The organism is Citrobacter freundii complex sp. CFNIH4, from assembly GCF_002934505.1.
In the GTDB taxonomy this organism is placed as follows: domain Bacteria; phylum Pseudomonadota; class Gammaproteobacteria; order Enterobacterales; family Enterobacteriaceae; genus Citrobacter; species Citrobacter freundii.
Window position 1 is genome coordinate 1,270,149 of the sequence record NZ_CP026231.1, and the last position, 15,746, is coordinate 1,285,894.

A 15,746-nucleotide genomic window follows, 5' to 3' on the forward strand; every position below is an offset into this window, starting at 1 on the left:
AGTGATCCTTTTAATTCTACTCTGATGCCTGAGACATATCTTTTTTATCGATGATCAAAATGTGGTCCGGACAAAATGAAATCGCGGTGTTTCCGTCCAGTCGTGATATGACCTCAACACCGGTAAAGTCTGGAATAGCAAGTCTGGCACCACATGGAATCAATTCAACGCCACCGATGCCAATGCAAAACGCGCCAGCGGCAACTGCGGACGTTACGCCACTTTTAGAATCTTCAAAGACGATTGTTTTCTCCGCAGGAAGATCAAGACGTTCGGCTGCGAGAAGATACGGGTCAGGGAAGGGTTTTCCCCGGGAGACGTCATCGCGTTCAACAATAACGGAAATGCAAGACTGAACCTGAAGCATCGCCGTCACACGGTCGATTTTCTCGCGCCAGCCACTGGTTACAATACCAACCCGGACGCCTGCTGCATCCAGCGCAGTGATAAGCTCAGAGACACCGGGAATAGGGTTGTAGGAAGCCGTGTTTTCGACATGAATAATATGAGCCTGAACTTTTTGCTGATCCACGAGCGGTAGGTCACTGAACAGTGCCCGAATAGTATGTGGACCAGGTTGCCCGTGGATATGTTTGATAATCTCGTCTTCAGATATTGTCTTACCATACATATCTGCTGCTTCGCGCCAGGCTCTTTCTATAACCTCATTTGAATCAATAAGCACACCATCCATGTCAAATAACACGGCGGCAGCTCTGTTGGTGATATTATGCATACTCGGTTTCCTTATTATTAGTTTGACTCGTTTGACTTAGTCTGGACGCGACGGCAATTTGTCCTAAAGAGATCCCTCCATCATTAGTGGGTACAAGTTGATGGCAGTAAGCTTCAAATCCTGCCGCGTGTAATCGGTCAAGAGCATTGATGAGAAGAAACTCATTACAAAAAACCCCGCCGCTTAATACCACTTGCCGTGTTTTTGCGTGCACAGACAAACGGATACAGACCGCGGTAATAATCTCTACGATGGTCGAATGAAAGCGTCGGCTTAACTCAGGTAAATCGAGAGGCCGTGTTGTCAGTGCTGAAATCAGTTCGTGGACCAACGGGCGATAATCCACTTCGAGATGGCCTTCTGATTCCACAATCGAGAAGGCAAAAGGTTGTGCCATATGAAGATCGCATTGCAACAACGCTTCTAATTCAATGGCGGCCTGCGCTTCGTATTCAATATGCGTACAAATACCCATTAATGCGGAGATGCCATCGAAAAGTCGACCGATGCTGCTGGTTACAGGCGTGTTGATCCTGCGCATAGCCATTTTGGCGAAGACGTCACGCTGTTGAGCCGGCAACGTGCTTAGACCTGGAATTGAGGATTCAGGAATATGCTCGCCGAAAATTTCTGTTAATAGCGAAATAGCGATCCGGATGGGTTCTTTAACTGCGCTGTCACCGCCTGGCAAAGCGATGTGGCGCAGATGTGCTGCACGTTCAACGCTTCTGGTATCCCCCACAAGAAATTCGCCACCCCAGATTGTGCCATCAGTGCCGTAACCCGTACCGTCGAATACTACGCCAATTGTTTTTCCTCTGAGTCCGTTCTCGGCCATACACGCAGCCATATGCGCATGATGATGCTGTACCTGAATAACCCGCAGCTGCGATTGCTCCAGCGCATTGCGCGTTGAGCGAAATACCGGATGAAGGTCACAGGCCACAATCGTTGGCTCAATATCGAGGAGCTTTTGCAGGTGATTGACGCACGCAAGGTGTGATTTAAACGTAAGGTCATTTTTGAGATCGCCAATGTGTTGACTCATAAACACCTTATTACCTTTAGCAATGCTAACGGTGGTTTTCAGTTCCGCCCCGAGAGCGATGATCGGATCAACGTTGAAAGGAAGGTGTACAGGATAGGGGGCATAACCTCGTGAACGTCGCAGGAATGAAAGGTGGTTACGATGAGCCATAACGCGGACCACTGAATCATCGATACGCGTGTGAATATCACGATCGTTAAGAATAAAATAGTCCGCGATTTCGCCCAACTGCGCAATTGCACTCACATTATTAAATACGATAGGGTGGCCTGAAAGATTGCCGCTGGTCATCACCAGCGCTGGCATTGTGGCATCTTCTAGCATTAAATACTGAAGCGGCGTTGATGGCAGCATGACGCCAATATTCGGATTATGCGGTGCGATGATTTCCGGCATCGTACTGCGGCGTTTACGCAGCAGTACGATGGGGCGCTCTACACTTTCCAGGTGTTTTCTTTCCTGAGCGTTGACGTGGACTATTTGTGCCGCGTTGTCCGCGTCCCTTACCATAATGGCAAAAGGTTTTGCATCTCTACGTTTGCGTTGCCTCAGTTGCGAAACCGCATCTTCATTACTCGCATCAACAACCAGATGAAAACCGCCAAGGCTTTTAATCGCAATAATCGCCCCTTCGTGTAGCCTTGCTATGGCAAATTTGACGATATCATCTGTTATTACGATCTCGCCATTACGCGACCTCAGATCCAGTTTTGGTCCGCATGCGGGGCAGGCATTGGGTTGCGCGTGATAACGACGATTATCGAGATCGTCATACTCATGCTGACAGGCCGGGCACATTGCAAAGGCTTGCATTGTTGTTTGTGAACGGTCATAGGGCATTGCCTGGATAATTGAATATCGCGGCCCGCAGTTTGTGCAATTAATAAAAGCGTACCGATAGCGCGGGTTCTGCGGATCAAACATTTCGTTCAGACAATCCTGACAGACGTTTGAGTCTGGCGGGATAATGGTATCCATCTTCGCAAGCTGACGGCTTTTACGGATACTAAACTCTGCGTAACGTTGATCCGAATTTTCTCGCGGTACCTCCACAATACCATTGATGCGGGCCATTGGCGGCGGGTTAGATGCCAGCTCATCAATAAGCTGCGCGATATTGTCTGATGTAGCCTGTAGTTCCAGTAACACGCCTTCGGAATCATTGAGAACCCAGCCGGTCGCGGCAAAGGTGCGAGCCAGTCGATGGACAAAAGGACGAAACCCGACTCCCTGGACAATTCCGCAAATGCGGTAACGTCGGGTTTCCAGAGCGCCGCCTTGCTCAGCAGAGTCGTGGCAATTCTGCACCATAGAGCTCCTCTATTGTCGATACGGTTCCATCCTGCTCAAGCATGCTGACTCTCACTTCTGGCGTTGCTAATACCTCGCCAATAATGGCGGCTTTTTGGCCAAGTGGGTGCGTCTTTAATAGTCTGAGCACGTCTTCTGCGCTGTCTGGTTCGACAAACAGGCAAAGGCATCCCTCGTTTGCAAGATTGATGACATCGACGCCCAGCATATTTGCCGCCATCGCCGTTTCAGGCTGGATGGGTAAAGATTGCCGTTCGCAGCGCATTTCATGCTTTGCTGCACGGGCATGTTCATGGAGTACCGCGGAAAGTCCACCGCGAGTGACATCTCTCATCGAGGCAATTTTCCCGGCAGGAACGGCATCGATAAGCTGGTGAATCATCGCGTTGAGAGGGGCGCAGTCGCTGAGAATATTTCGTTCAAACCCCAGACCTTCACGCAGAGATAACAAATGAATGGAGTGATTCCCAATAAAACCACTGAGGATGATTTTTTGTCCTGGGCGCACGTTTTTGATTGAAACGGGGGCGCGCTCAATAACGCCGACGCCTGCTGTATTGATGAACAAGCGATCTGCCTCACCCTTGCCGACAACTTTCGTGTCTCCGGCAACAATTTTGACGTCTGCAGCAATGGCTGTATCGCGAACTGACTCAATAATGGCGCTCAGTTCAGATATGGGCATACCGTCTTCAATAATGAGACTCAGCGTCAGATACAGCGGACGTGCGCCACTTACCGCAAGATCGTTAACGGTACCGCATACGGCAATTTTACCGATATCCCCATTGCCAAAGATCAGCGGAGTGACAACAAAAGAATCTGTAGTAAATGCAATTTGTCGGGACGGTAACTCCAGTAACGCGCTGTCTTCCATGGTTCCCAGATAAGTATCGCCCAAAATTTCCGCAATTAATTCGACCAGTTCCCTGCTCAGGCGAGCGCCCGTGCCATGGTCCAGAACGACGGTATCTGTTGGTTTCATTGCTTGTGTTAATGGACTTTTCATGCGGTTTTCCTTTCGTTGCGCTCAGGAAGATCGTTATGTTTTGCTAGCAGCGATAAAATCTCAGCCGAGGGGGCAACGGTTGCGCAATAGCTGGCAAGCCACTCTAAGGCGCGAGTGGTATCATCGGCAGAAGGGGCAAATACGCAATCTTCCGGCACCCAAACATTGTATCCGCGGAAAAATGCATCTGCGGCCGTGGTTTGTACGCAAACATGCGTTTGTAAGCCGGTCACGATGACCGTTTTTACACCCAGTTTTTGCAGTGTTTCATCAAGATTATTATTAAAGAAACCGCTATCTCTGCCTTTTACTACGATGAGATCGGAGGGGGCGCAAATACTGTCGATTATTCGGTTTTCAGGTCGTCCTGCGAGGGCGGGAATACCTGCATCGCGATTTTTATAGCGCCGTTGTACTGCGGGATCGGCAGGATCATTTATTAACTGCAAATGGATGACTGCCTGGTTTTGATTTCTGATGCCGTCAAGAAACTGATTAAATGCAGTCAATTTTTGTTCTAATTCCTGAGTCGAATGGGTTATTTTATATGTAAATTCATATTGCAGATCATTTGTTAACACAGCTACATTTGGCATATTTATATTCTTTTATCATTAAAATAATGGGCGTAATTTTTTTTGCGATTTCTCTATGGAGAGTTATGTTTATTTATTGCCATGCTTTGCTATCATGTGCTTATTATAGGTATTTGTATAATTCCATTTTTTTCAAGGTTCGATAAATGAAAGGAATAGATATGAAATTGCTGCGTGCCTTTGTTACGTTGGCGATAAAAGGAAGTTATAGCAATGCTGCAAAGGAACTTTTCCTGACTCAGCCAGCACTGTCAAAGCAGATACAAACGCTAGAGCATTTGACCGGTGGTGAGCTTTTTTTGCGCGGACGCCATGGCGCGAGTTTGACAGTATTTGGTCAACAGATTTTTTCAAAAGCCAATGAACTTTTACAATCCCATATTGAATTTCTAAACTATGCGAAAGAAATAAATACCAGAAATCGTGAAAAGTTATTTATGGGATTTGGTCTTTCCTCTTTTCAGCAAGTACCTAAGTGGATAAATCAATTCCATCAGCAATTTTCCGAGTGTGAAGTGGTTATTAATCATCTTCCCTCCAGCGCTCAGATGAAAATGTTGTTGGAAGGACGCTTGCATATCGGTTTTGTCCGGATGCCGGTCAGTAAAGGCCTGGCTTCATATATTTTTTATGAGGAAACGCTGGCTCTTGCTGTTCCGATGGAGGGTTATATGGAAAGCATGACTATTCAGAGTGCGCTATCGGCATATCCCTTACTCCAGTTGGATCCATCAACCAGCCCATGTCTTGCGGAACAAACCTCACTCTTTCTACAAAGCATCCAACTTAGCGCTGAACCGGTCTCTGTAACAAATGACATGACTACGCTATTGGCATTGGTTGCCGGGGGGAACGGAGTCGCCTTTTTACCCACAAGTGTCCGGCATTTTTTGCCTGCCGAAGTGAGACTATTGATGCTCGCTGAAAAACAAATTCGCTGGAACATTGGTGTGGCATGGAACCCCAAAATTAAAAACCATCGGCGGGACGATTTCTTGCGCCTGGTGGTGGCCGGGGAGGCCGATATCGTCATGTAGCCGTTATACGCCCTGACGAGAAGGTAACGGCCACGCATTGATGCCTGACGTGTAAACCGCTTTGGGCATAAATGAAATAGGATTTCAGTACTATGATTAAGCAATAGCACAGGGAAATGGTTATAAGAGCAGCATTGACTGGGGTTTTCGCTTAAAAAATCGAGGGTTAAAGTTGAAAGAGCGTGAGTAACTCGCTCATACTCTATACTCGCAGAGTTACCCGGCGTAGCATGGCAAAACGCTTGGGCTGTTAATGAAAAAGGAAAACGTCGTGGCAGAAGAAACTATATTCAGCAAAATTATCCGTCGTGAAATTCCGTCGGATATCGTATACCAGGATGAACTGGTCACTGCGTTTCGTGATATTTCCCCTCAGGCACCTACGCATATTCTGATCATTCCTAACATCCTGATCCCAACCGTCAACGATGTGACGGCTGAACATGAACAGGCATTGGGCCGCATGATCACCGTTGCAGCGAAAATTGCTGAGCAGGAAGGCATTGCTGCAGATGGGTACCGCTTAATCATGAACACCAACCGCCACGGGGGTCAGGAGGTGTATCACATTCATATGCATCTGCTGGGTGGCCGTGCGCTTGGCCCAATGCTCGCGCATAAAGGTCTGTAGGCATGATCAGAGGATGCATTGCACTTTCACTGGGCTTGCTGCTACTGGCGGGTTGTCGAACACACCCAGAAATTCCGGTAAGTGATGAACAGTCGCTGGTGATGGAGTCAACGATTCTGGCGGCAGGTATAACAGCAGAACAGCCCACGTTAACCACGTCTGATATTCAGGCCTCGGCATCCTCGCGACTCTATAACGAAAGACAAGAACCCGTCACCGTTCATTATCGGTTTTACTGGTATGACGCCAGAGGATTGGAAATGCATCCTCTGGAAGCGCCGCGCAGCGTGACTATCCCAGCTCATTCGTCGGTGACGCTGTACGGCAGCGCCAATTTTCTGGGGGCGCACAAGGTTAGACTTTATCTTTATTTGTAAGGGGTGAATCTTGATGATCAAAATGAATCGCTACGCACTGATTGCCGCGCTGGCGATGTTTCTCTCTGGCTGTGTGGTGCAACGAGAGCCCGCACCGGTAGAGGAAGTCAAGCCGGTGCCGGAACAGCCTGTGCAGCCGCAACAGCCGGTGCCGGTAGTGCCAACGGTGCCAACCATACCGCAGCAGCCGGGTCCGATTGAGCACGAGGACCAAACGGCGCAGCCGACGCCACGTCAACGTCATTATGACTGGAACGGGGCTATGCAGCCGATGGTCGGAAAAATGCTGCAGGCTGACGGCGTAAAAGCGGGCGGTGTTCTGCTGGTTGATAGCGTGAATAACCGCACCAACGGCTCGCTGAACGCGGGTGAAGCCACCGAAACCTTACGTAATGCTCTGGCGAATAACGGTAAGTTTACTCTGGTTTCCGCTCAGCAACTGGCAGTCGCCAAGCAGCAGTTAGGTCTGTCGCCGAACGATAGCCTGGGAACGCGCAGTAAAGCGATTGGTATCGCCCGTAACGTTGGCGCGCAGTATGTGCTTTATTCCAGCGCATCCGGCAACGTCAATTCGCCTGCGCTGCAAATGCAATTAATGCTGGTACAAACTGGCGAGATAATCTGGTCAGGTAAAGGTGCCGTTCAGCAACAATAACAGACTCACGCGCGGCGAAGTGTTGTCGCGCTATTTCCCGCAGTATCATCCCGTCGCAGCCAGCCAAACTGGCCTGAGCGGCGGGAGCTGCATCATTGAGCATCATTCTCACCGGCTGGTACTGCGTTGTCATCACGACCCTGATGCGCCGGAATCGCATTTCTTACGCCAATATCATGCGTTAAAACACCTGCCAGAAAACCTTGCGCCACGTCCTTATTTTTATACGCGTGGGTGGATGGCCGTCGAGTTTTTTCACGGTAAGGTAGAATCCAGATTACCGGACGCCGACGAACTCACAGGCTTACTGTATCATCTGCACCAGCAACCCCGATTGGGCTGGCGAATCAGCCTGCTGCCGCTACTTGAACAGTACTGGCAGTGTGGCGATCCGGCGCGTCGTACACCATGCTGGCTGCGCGCGCTGAAGCGGCTGAGGAAACAAGGTGAGCCTCGACTTTTGCGTCTGGGGCCGCTGCATATGGATGTTCACGGTGACAACATCGTACGCACAGCCTCAGGGCTGCGGCTGATTGACTGGGAATACGCCGGAGACGGTGATATTGCCCTGGAGCTGGCGGCGGTATGGGTCAGCGATGAATCCCAGCACCAACAGCTGGTTAGCACCTACGCTCAACGAGCGCACATTGAGCCAGACGTTTTGTGGCGACAAGTCAGACAATGGCAACCCTGGATAATGATGCTGAAGGCGGGGTGGTTTGAGTATCGCTGGCGGCAAACCGGCGATAGACAATTTATCAGGCTGGCCGATGAAACCTGGCGGCAGCTAACAATGAAAGGATAAGGAGAGCAGTGTGGGCCCAGTAATGTTGGATGTCGAAGGGTATGAGCTGGACGCAGAAGAGCGTGAGATTCTGGCGCATCCGCTGGTAGGTGGGTTGATCCTCTTTACCCGAAATTATCATGACCCGGAACAGCTGCGTGAATTAGTGCGACAGATCCGGACTGCGTCACGTAACCATCTGGTGGTGGCGGTAGATCAGGAAGGCGGACGCGTACAGCGCTTTCGAGAAGGCTTTACTCGCCTGCCTGCGGCTCAATCGTTTGCCGCGCTGCACGGTCTGGAAGAGGGCGGCAAACTGGCTCAGGACGCCGGATGGTTGATGGCCAGCGAAATGATCGCGATGGACATTGATATCAGCTTTGCACCGGTACTGGATGTGGGCCATATCAGCGCCGCAATCGGCGAGCGTTCTTACCACGCCGATCCGCTAAAAGCATTGGCGATGGCGACCCGCTTCATTGACGGTATGCATGCCGCAGGCATGAAAACGACCGGTAAACATTTCCCTGGTCATGGGGCCGTGACGGCGGATTCACACAAAGAAACCCCAACCGATCCTCGCTCAGAAGCCGAGATTCGTGCGAAAGATATGTCCGTGTTCCAGACGTTGATTACTGAGAACAAACTGGATGCCATTATGCCTGCGCACGTTATCTACAGTGATGTAGATCCGCGTCCGGCGAGTGGCTCACCTCACTGGCTGAAAACGGTGCTGCGCCAGGAGCTTGGCTTCGATGGTGTCATTTTCTCCGACGATTTGTCGATGGAAGGGGCGGCGATTATGGGAAGCTATGCCCAGCGTGGACAGGCATCGCTGGATGCAGGTTGCGATATGATCCTGGTCTGCAATAATCGTAAGGGAGCGGTCAGTGTGTTAGATAATCTGTCGCCGATCAATGCAGAACGTGTTACACGTTTGTATCATAAAGGTTCATTTTCACGTCAGGAACTGATGGATTCGGCACGCTGGAAGACGGTAAGCGCTCAGCTAAACCAGCTTCATGAGCGCTGGCAGGAAGAGAAAGCAGGTCATTAACGCAAGTTTGGCGAGGATGCGATGATTATCTATTTACACGGTTTTGACTCTAACAGCCCGGGCAACCATGAGAAGGTGTTGCAGCTGCAATTCATCGACCCGGATGTCAGGCTGATTAGCTACAGTACACGGCATCCCAAACATGATATGCAGCATCTGCTAAAAGAAGTGGACAAAATGCTACAGCTGAATGTGGATGACCGTCCGCTGATTTGTGGTGTGGGGCTCGGGGGATATTGGGCTGAACGGATTGGTTTTCTGTGTGATATTCGTCAGGTAGTGTTTAATCCTAACCTGTTTCCGTATGAGAACATGGAAGGCAAAATTGACAGACCTGAGGAGTATGCAGACATCGCAACAAAATGCGTGACCAATTTCCGCGAAAAGAATCGCGATCGCTGTCTGGTTATCCTGTCGCGTCATGATGAAGCGCTCAATAGCCAGCGTTCGTCGGAAGAACTGCATCACTTTTACGAGATAGTCTGGGACGAAGAGCAGACGCATAAGTTTAAGAATATCTCTCCGCATTTGCAGCGCATCAAAGCGTTCAAGACGTTAGGTTAATCCTTATTGAGTGCGTAAAAAACCAGCCATCGGGCTGGTTTTTTTGTTCTTAAAGTTCCGGTTGTCTATCTTTTCAGCATCAAAACTTGATACACATCAATTTTGGTATGACCAATGCACCGTTCGTGTTATTCTCACTCTCGAAGAACATTTTCATTACTGTAACTTGTTGTTAATTAAGAGCTATATCAATAACTGTTAATTAACAATTGGTTAATAAATTTGAGGGGGTCACGTTGACTACACCATTGAAAAGGATCGTGATTGTCGGCGGCGGTGCTGGCGGACTGGAAATGGCGACGCAGTTGGGTAAAAAACTCGGGCGTAAGAAAAAGGCCAAAATCACACTGGTAGACAGAAACCACAGTCACTTGTGGAAACCGTTACTGCATGAAGTGGCGACGGGTTCACTGGATGAAGGCGTGGATGCGCTGAGCTATCTGGCACATGCCCGTAACCATGGCTTCCAGTTTCAGTTAGGTTCGGTGATAGATATCGATCGTGAAGCGAAGACCATTACTCTCGCTGAGCTGCGCGATGAGAAAGGGGATCTGCTGGTTCCTGAGCGTAAAGTGCCGTATGACACGCTGGTGATGGCGTTGGGAAGTACCTCCAACGATTTCAACACTCCTGGCGTGAAAGAAAACTGCATTTTCCTCGATAACCCGCATCAGGCGCGTCGTTTCCACCAGGAGATGCTGAATCTGTTCCTGAAGTATTCCGCGAATCTGGGCGCTAACGGAAAAGTGAATATCGCCATTGTGGGCGGTGGTGCGACGGGGGTTGAGCTCTCCGCTGAGCTGCACAATGCGGTAAAACAGCTGCACAGCTATGGTTACAAAGGGCTGACCAACGATGCGCTGAACGTTACGCTGGTGGAAGCTGGCGAGCGCATTCTGCCTGCGTTGCCGCCGCGTATTTCCGGTGCTGCGCATAATGAGTTAACCAAACTGGGCGTACGCGTACTGACCCAGACGATGGTTACCAGCGCTGACGAAGGCGGACTGCACACCAAAGATGGCGAATACATTAAAGCCGACCTGATGGTGTGGGCGGCGGGTATCAAAGCGCCAGACTTTATGAAAGACATTGGCGGTCTGGAAACGAACCGTATTAACCAACTGGTGGTTGAGCCAACTCTGCAGAGCACGCGCGATCCTGACGTGTACGCGATTGGCGACTGCGCTTCCTGCGCGCGCCCGGAAGGGGGTTTTGTGCCTCCGCGCGCTCAGGCAGCACACCAGATGGCGACCTGTGCGATGAACAATATTCTGGCACAGATGAACGGCAAGCCACTGAAAGCGTATCAGTACAAAGATCACGGCTCTCTGGTCTCGCTCTCTAACTTTTCTACCGTGGGTAGCCTGATGGGCAACCTGACCCGTGGTTCGATGATGGTGGAAGGGCGTATTGCGCGCTTTGTATACATCTCACTGTACCGCATGCACCAGATTGCTTTACACGGCTACTTCAAAACCGGCCTGATGATGCTGGTCGGCAGTATCAACCGGGTGATTCGCCCGCGTCTGAAACTGCATTAATATCGACTTGTGGCGCCGGATGATTTTACGCATCCGGCGCCTTCCTTCAGAGTTCTCCGAATCATCCTGCGTTCGTGCCTCATCCTGCTATTTTCATCCGTAATCTGATTGGCATTCCTTACCTTCTGTTGCAAAGTTGTTGCTAATAGCAAAAAAGGAGGAAGTCCCGTGAATAAATCAATGTTGGCGGGTATAGGGATTGGCGTAGCTGCTGCGCTGGGTGTTGCAGCAGTGGCCAGTCTGAACGTTTTCGAGCGTGGCCCACAGTATGCGCAAGTTGTCTCTGCAACACCGATTAAAGAGTCGGTAAAAACACCGCGTCAGGAGTGCCGGAACGTAACTGTCACGCACCGTAAGCCGGTTCAAGATGAAAACCGTATTGCGGGTTCCGTATTGGGTGCGGTTGCGGGTGGCGTTATTGGCCATCAGTTTGGCGGCGGACGTGGTAAAGATATTGCCACCGTGGCCGGGGCTTTAGGCGGCGGCTATGCAGGTAATCAGATTCAGGGTTCGATGCAGGAAAACGATACTTACACCACCACGCAGCAGCGTTGTAAAACGGTGTATGACAAATCTGAAAAGATGCTGGGCTACGACGTGACGTACAAAATTGGCGATCAGCAGGGGAAAATCCGTATGGATAAGGACCCCGGCGCGCAAATTCCGTTGGATAACAACGGACAGTTGATACTGAATAACAAAGCGTAAAATAGCATTATCCTGAACATTAGCCCCCCATTCGCTCAGGCTGGGGGGCTTTTTTTATCAGAAGGTTAAAGCATAGTTCAGACCAAAGGTGCGGCCCCGGCCCTTGTATTCATACAGTGACGGACTGCCGTAGGTTGGGCTGTACAGCAGTGGCGCACGTTGTCCCCATAGCGTGGTGTACTCTTCATTCAGCAGGTTTTCCACGCTAAAGGTCAGCTTACCCAACGGGAGCTGATAGCTGCCGATAAAGTCCATGGTGTTATAGCCATCCAGCTTATTGCCGCTGGCGTCGGTCAGATCAAATGTTTGCTGGCTCTGTACGCGCAAGGTCCACGGTTCTGGTGCCCAGCCGACCCATGCGGTTGCTTTCGACGGTGAGGCCAGAGTCACATCCCATTTTTGCCATTTACCGTTCTGTTTCACTTCCGATTTAATAACATTGAAGTTGCCGCCCAGGCTCCAGTCCGTATCAGCAATGAAATAATCCACCGCGCCTTCAAGGCCATAAATGCGGCGATCGTCGGGTTGAACGTTAATGGTCATATCGCTGCGGTTGATAACGATCGATTTATCCGAAGTCGAGTAGTAAGCGGCCAGTTGCGTGCGCAGACTATCGCCGGTGTAGCGCCATCCCAGTTCGTACGAGTTAACTTTAATCCCTTCCAGACGTGAATCCGCCACGTTGACGCTGCGCTGGAGCTGGTAATGATCGCCAACCAGCGAATAGGTGCCGTTACCGTAATATTTCCCTGGATCAGGAAGCTCCACGCCCTGAGAGAAATTAAACCACGTTTGCTGACGGTCAGTCAGATGGGCGAGGATACCGGCGTTGAACAGGAAATTATCGTAATCGGTTTTGCCGCCCGGAATGGTATCGGCAGAGTTCGCAAGCCCGGTCGCGATTCCCTGCTGTTGAGCATAGCCAACGAAATCATCAACCCTGTTTTCGGTCCATTGATAGCGCACGCCGCCGCTGAGGGTAAAGATGTCGTTAATGTCATAGCTGTTTTGCAGGAAAGGCGCGAAGTTGGTGATGCTGTAACCGGGGTAACGCCCGGTGGTATAAGCGGTGCGGTTATCCATGCCGCCGGAGGGCAGGGACCAGGCCAGATCGAAGAATTTCTGATTGGAATCGAAGGTCTCGTGATCGGCATCGAGACCCCACGTCAGCTCCCAGTTATCCATCAACTGACTGTTGAGGGTAATTTTGGCGCCAAACTGGTCTGTGTCCTGCTGAGATGCGGAGAAACTGGTGACCTTACCTTTGCTGAGTGTCGGGAAAGGATAGAATTTCAGCGATTCGTCGCGGTAATAGATTTGGCTGACCAGGTTCTGGCCGAAAAAATCCGCATCTGAATATTGCAGGCTGATCAGATGACGTTCGGTGCCGGGAATACGATCGGAATTCAGTCCGCTGCTGGTATAAGCTTTACCGTTTCCGGTCACGGCGGACATGTTCTCGCCGAGATCCAGCCCGTAATCATCATCCCCCTGGCTCTTGTAATACTGTGTAACCAGTTGCAACTGACGGTTGTCGTCAAGTTCAATCGTCCCGGTGCCCATCACGTCCAGACGATCGGAGTGCTGTAGCCCGGTTTGGGTATTATCAAGTAGCAGGGCATCGTGATTACCGTCATACCAGCCGCCAAATCGTTGATACGCGACGGACATACGCCCGGAAGCGCGATCGGTTCCTCCACTCACCGCCGCGGCAACGCGTTCATCATGATCGTTACTGTTGTTGAAGCCGCTTTTGCTCCCCAGTTCGAGTTCTACTTCACGCTCCGGCTGGCCTTTTTTGGTGACGATGTTGATTAATCCGCCGGTACTGCCACCGCCATAAAGTGAGGTTGCGCCTGAAATGACTTCAATGTGCGCAATGTTAAACGGGTCAATGGAGTCAAGTTGACGGCTGTCGGTTCGCGAGGAGTTCAGACGGACACCGTCAATGAGCACGACAATGGCGCGACCACGCATGTTCATGCCGTAGTTTGTACGCCCCTGGCTACTGACATCGATTCCTGGGATTAACTGAGCAAGAACATCCTTGAACTCTTTCCCCCCCTGAACCTGTTGTTCAATCTCGCTTCCTTCAATAACCCAGGTCGTTTGCGCCATTTCTGCCACGGTGCGTTGGCTACGGTTGGCGCTGACGATGAGGTTCTCTTCCTCAGCCGCAATGGCCGGGAGGGTTAAAGACAACAGGAGAGGATTGAGCACCCAGAGACGCTTATTCATTTGTATTCCTTTTAAAAAGAGTCGATCTGTTTTTGTTATGGCGGTAGAGAAACCGATGGTTACATTGTGAAACAGGCATTAAAACAAATGCGAATATTGCTGATAACAATTGTCGTTATCAATACCTTTTACAAAAATGATCGGATAACACGATGAAAACAATGAGAAATGTAGGGGCAATGGAACGGGAATCTAACCGGGGGCTTTATCAGCTCCCGGGGGTGTTAGTACAGTGGGGGAATTGCGGGAAAGGGTTAAGCTTTGACGAGTTCGGGCCACAGCCGCAGGGTGGTACGTGCGATCTGCATCAGTTTTTCAAACGTTGCACCTTCACGGGCGCTGATCGACATACCTTGTAAAATACAGTTCAGGTATTCAGCCAGTTTTTGCACGTCACAGTAGGCGGGGATTTCACCTCGTTGCTGACGCTGATGAAGAAACTGAGTAAGCGTCTGTTCCTGCATTGCATGGCGGGATTTCACCGTGTGCGCAATATCGCGGGAAGAGGCTGCCAGCGTCGCAGAAGTGTTAATCATGAAACATCCCGCCGGGGTGTCCTTGCTGGTAAAGCAGGTCGCTACGGCGGTGAAATAGTCTTCCAGTGCGGACTCAAGGCTTTTTTCTTCACAAAACAACTGAGCTTCGTGTTTCGCCGCAAAGCGGGTGATGTAGCGGTCCAGCACGGCACGGAACAACCCTTCTTTATTGGTGAACTCCGCATACAGCGTGGGCGCTTTTGCGCCGGTAGCTTCTACGAGATCGGCGAGCGAGGTCGCTTCATATCCGTGCTGCCAGAAGAGTGTCATGGCCTTATCAAGCGCGGCTTCCCTGTCGAACACTTTTGGTCGGCCACGGCTTTTTTTTGCACAACCTGTCGTTTCAGTTGTCATGGCGCCGATGTACCTTTGTTGGGTTTATTGAATAACCATTATAAAAATATTCGACTGCACACTCCAGCGGATTCACGATAAAAATAAATTATAGCTATTGTCATGAAAAATAAGACCTTTATATTTTATATAACGATCATTATAAAAAAGTATTGACGCGTGACCTGGATCACATCTATGATTTACCTATCGATCGTTAAGTTAATCTTTTCGACACCCATTCATCTGCTAAAGGTCACTATCATGAAAAACGTAAAAACCCTGTTTGTTGCTGCTGTTCTTAGCTCACTGTCATTTGCAAGCTTCGCCGCTGTTGAAGTTCAGTCCACACCTGCGGGTCAAGAGAAAGTCGGTACTATTTCTGCGAATGCGGGGACTAACTTAGGTTCACTGGAAGATCAACTGGCGCAGAAAGCCGATGAGATGGGTGCGAAGTCTTTCCGTATTACTTCCGTTACCGGTCCTAACACCCTTCATGGGACTGCTGTTATCTACAAATAAGATTTAACCCATCGCAATGCCACTGCGAGTTAAATAAAAAACCCCCGCGGAATAAAATCCAGC

16 protein-coding genes are annotated in these 15,746 nt (G+C 50.1%); 10 read left to right on the plus strand and 6 right to left on the minus strand.

Translation table 11 applies throughout. The features are described 5' to 3' along the window. Nucleotides 1–16 precede the first annotated feature (16 nt). Genes C2U41_RS06410 through C2U41_RS06425 form a run of 4 tightly spaced genes read right to left on the minus strand, consistent with a single transcriptional unit; the run spans nucleotide 17 to nucleotide 4,700 of the window. A complete protein-coding gene (locus tag C2U41_RS06410) occupies nucleotides 17–736 on the minus strand; it encodes an HAD family hydrolase (protein ID WP_032936159.1) in 720 nt (239 codons plus the stop codon). Then, complete coding sequence (hypF, locus tag C2U41_RS06415) at nucleotides 729–3,095, minus strand: carbamoyltransferase HypF (RefSeq protein ID WP_103849016.1); 2,367 nt, start codon at nucleotides 3,093–3,095, stop codon at nucleotides 729–731. Before hypF ends, C2U41_RS06410 begins: the two co-directional genes overlap by 8 nt. Beyond that, a complete protein-coding gene (hypE, locus tag C2U41_RS06420; RefSeq protein WP_003846740.1) occupies nucleotides 3,067–4,104 on the minus strand; it encodes a hydrogenase expression/formation protein HypE in 1,038 nt (345 codons plus the stop codon). The genes hypF and hypE overlap by 29 nt, the downstream gene beginning before the upstream one ends. Continuing rightward, a complete protein-coding gene (locus tag C2U41_RS06425) occupies nucleotides 4,101–4,700 on the minus strand; it encodes a cysteine hydrolase (protein ID WP_048216605.1) in 600 nt (199 codons plus the stop codon). The genes hypE and C2U41_RS06425 overlap by 4 nt, the downstream gene beginning before the upstream one ends. Before the next feature lie 146 nt (nucleotides 4,701–4,846). Between C2U41_RS06425 and C2U41_RS06430 the strand changes: the two genes are divergently transcribed. The 9 genes from C2U41_RS06430 (at nucleotide 4,847) to C2U41_RS06470 (ending at nucleotide 12,054) form a co-directional block, all read left to right on the plus strand. Then, complete coding sequence (locus C2U41_RS06430) at nucleotides 4,847–5,737, plus strand: LysR family transcriptional regulator (RefSeq protein ID WP_032936156.1); 891 nt, start codon at nucleotides 4,847–4,849, stop codon at nucleotides 5,735–5,737. 271 nt (nucleotides 5,738–6,008) lie between these two features. Next, nucleotides 6,009–6,368, plus strand: coding sequence for a purine nucleoside phosphoramidase (gene hinT / locus C2U41_RS06435; protein ID WP_003030826.1), 360 nt, complete (start codon nucleotides 6,009–6,011; stop codon nucleotides 6,366–6,368). A 2-nt stretch (nucleotides 6,369–6,370) separates the two neighbouring features. Beyond that, nucleotides 6,371–6,745 (plus strand): YcfL family protein, encoded by a 375-nt coding sequence (locus tag C2U41_RS06440; RefSeq protein ID WP_003030823.1) that lies wholly within the window; start codon nucleotides 6,371–6,373, stop codon nucleotides 6,743–6,745. 13 nt (nucleotides 6,746–6,758) lie between these two features. Then, nucleotides 6,759–7,400, plus strand: coding sequence for a penicillin-binding protein activator LpoB (gene lpoB, locus C2U41_RS06445; RefSeq protein ID WP_003846732.1), 642 nt, complete (start codon nucleotides 6,759–6,761; stop codon nucleotides 7,398–7,400). Next, nucleotides 7,381–8,205 (plus strand): thiamine kinase, encoded by an 825-nt coding sequence (thiK, locus tag C2U41_RS06450; protein ID WP_103849015.1) that lies wholly within the window; start codon nucleotides 7,381–7,383, stop codon nucleotides 8,203–8,205. The genes lpoB and thiK overlap by 20 nt, the downstream gene beginning before the upstream one ends. 10 nt (nucleotides 8,206–8,215) lie before the next feature. Beyond that, nucleotides 8,216–9,241, plus strand: a complete 1,026-nt coding sequence (nagZ, locus tag C2U41_RS06455; RefSeq protein ID WP_003841848.1) for a beta-N-acetylhexosaminidase — start codon at nucleotides 8,216–8,218, stop codon at nucleotides 9,239–9,241. A gap of 21 nt (nucleotides 9,242–9,262) precedes the next feature. After that, nucleotides 9,263–9,805: an alpha/beta hydrolase YcfP gene (gene ycfP / locus C2U41_RS06460; protein ID WP_003030817.1), complete on the plus strand. Its 543-nt coding sequence runs from the start codon at nucleotides 9,263–9,265 to the stop codon at nucleotides 9,803–9,805. Between the two features lie 236 nt (nucleotides 9,806–10,041). Further along, nucleotides 10,042–11,346, plus strand: coding sequence for an NADH-quinone dehydrogenase (gene ndh / locus C2U41_RS06465; protein WP_003030815.1), 1,305 nt, complete (start codon nucleotides 10,042–10,044; stop codon nucleotides 11,344–11,346). 168 nt (nucleotides 11,347–11,514) lie between these two features. Further along, the gene (locus tag C2U41_RS06470; RefSeq protein ID WP_032936150.1) at nucleotides 11,515–12,054 is read left to right on the plus strand and encodes a glycine zipper 2TM domain-containing protein; all 540 of its coding nucleotides are present in this window, start codon (nucleotides 11,515–11,517) and stop codon (nucleotides 12,052–12,054) included. 57 nt (nucleotides 12,055–12,111) lie between these two features. Here the strand turns inward: C2U41_RS06470 and C2U41_RS06475 are convergent, their stop codons facing one another. Further along, nucleotides 12,112–14,292, minus strand: a complete 2,181-nt coding sequence (locus tag C2U41_RS06475) for a TonB-dependent siderophore receptor (protein WP_032936147.1) — start codon at nucleotides 14,290–14,292, stop codon at nucleotides 12,112–12,114. A 254-nt stretch (nucleotides 14,293–14,546) separates the two neighbouring features. Then, nucleotides 14,547–15,182, minus strand: a complete 636-nt coding sequence (gene comR, locus C2U41_RS06480) for a TetR family copper-responsive transcriptional repressor ComR (RefSeq protein WP_016149993.1) — start codon at nucleotides 15,180–15,182, stop codon at nucleotides 14,547–14,549. Nucleotides 15,183–15,425: 243 nt separating this feature from the next. Between comR and bhsA the strand changes: the two genes are divergently transcribed. After that, the gene (bhsA, locus tag C2U41_RS06485; RefSeq protein ID WP_003030810.1) at nucleotides 15,426–15,683 is read left to right on the plus strand and encodes a multiple stress resistance protein BhsA; all 258 of its coding nucleotides are present in this window, start codon (nucleotides 15,426–15,428) and stop codon (nucleotides 15,681–15,683) included. Nucleotides 15,684–15,746: the final 63 nt, after the last annotated feature.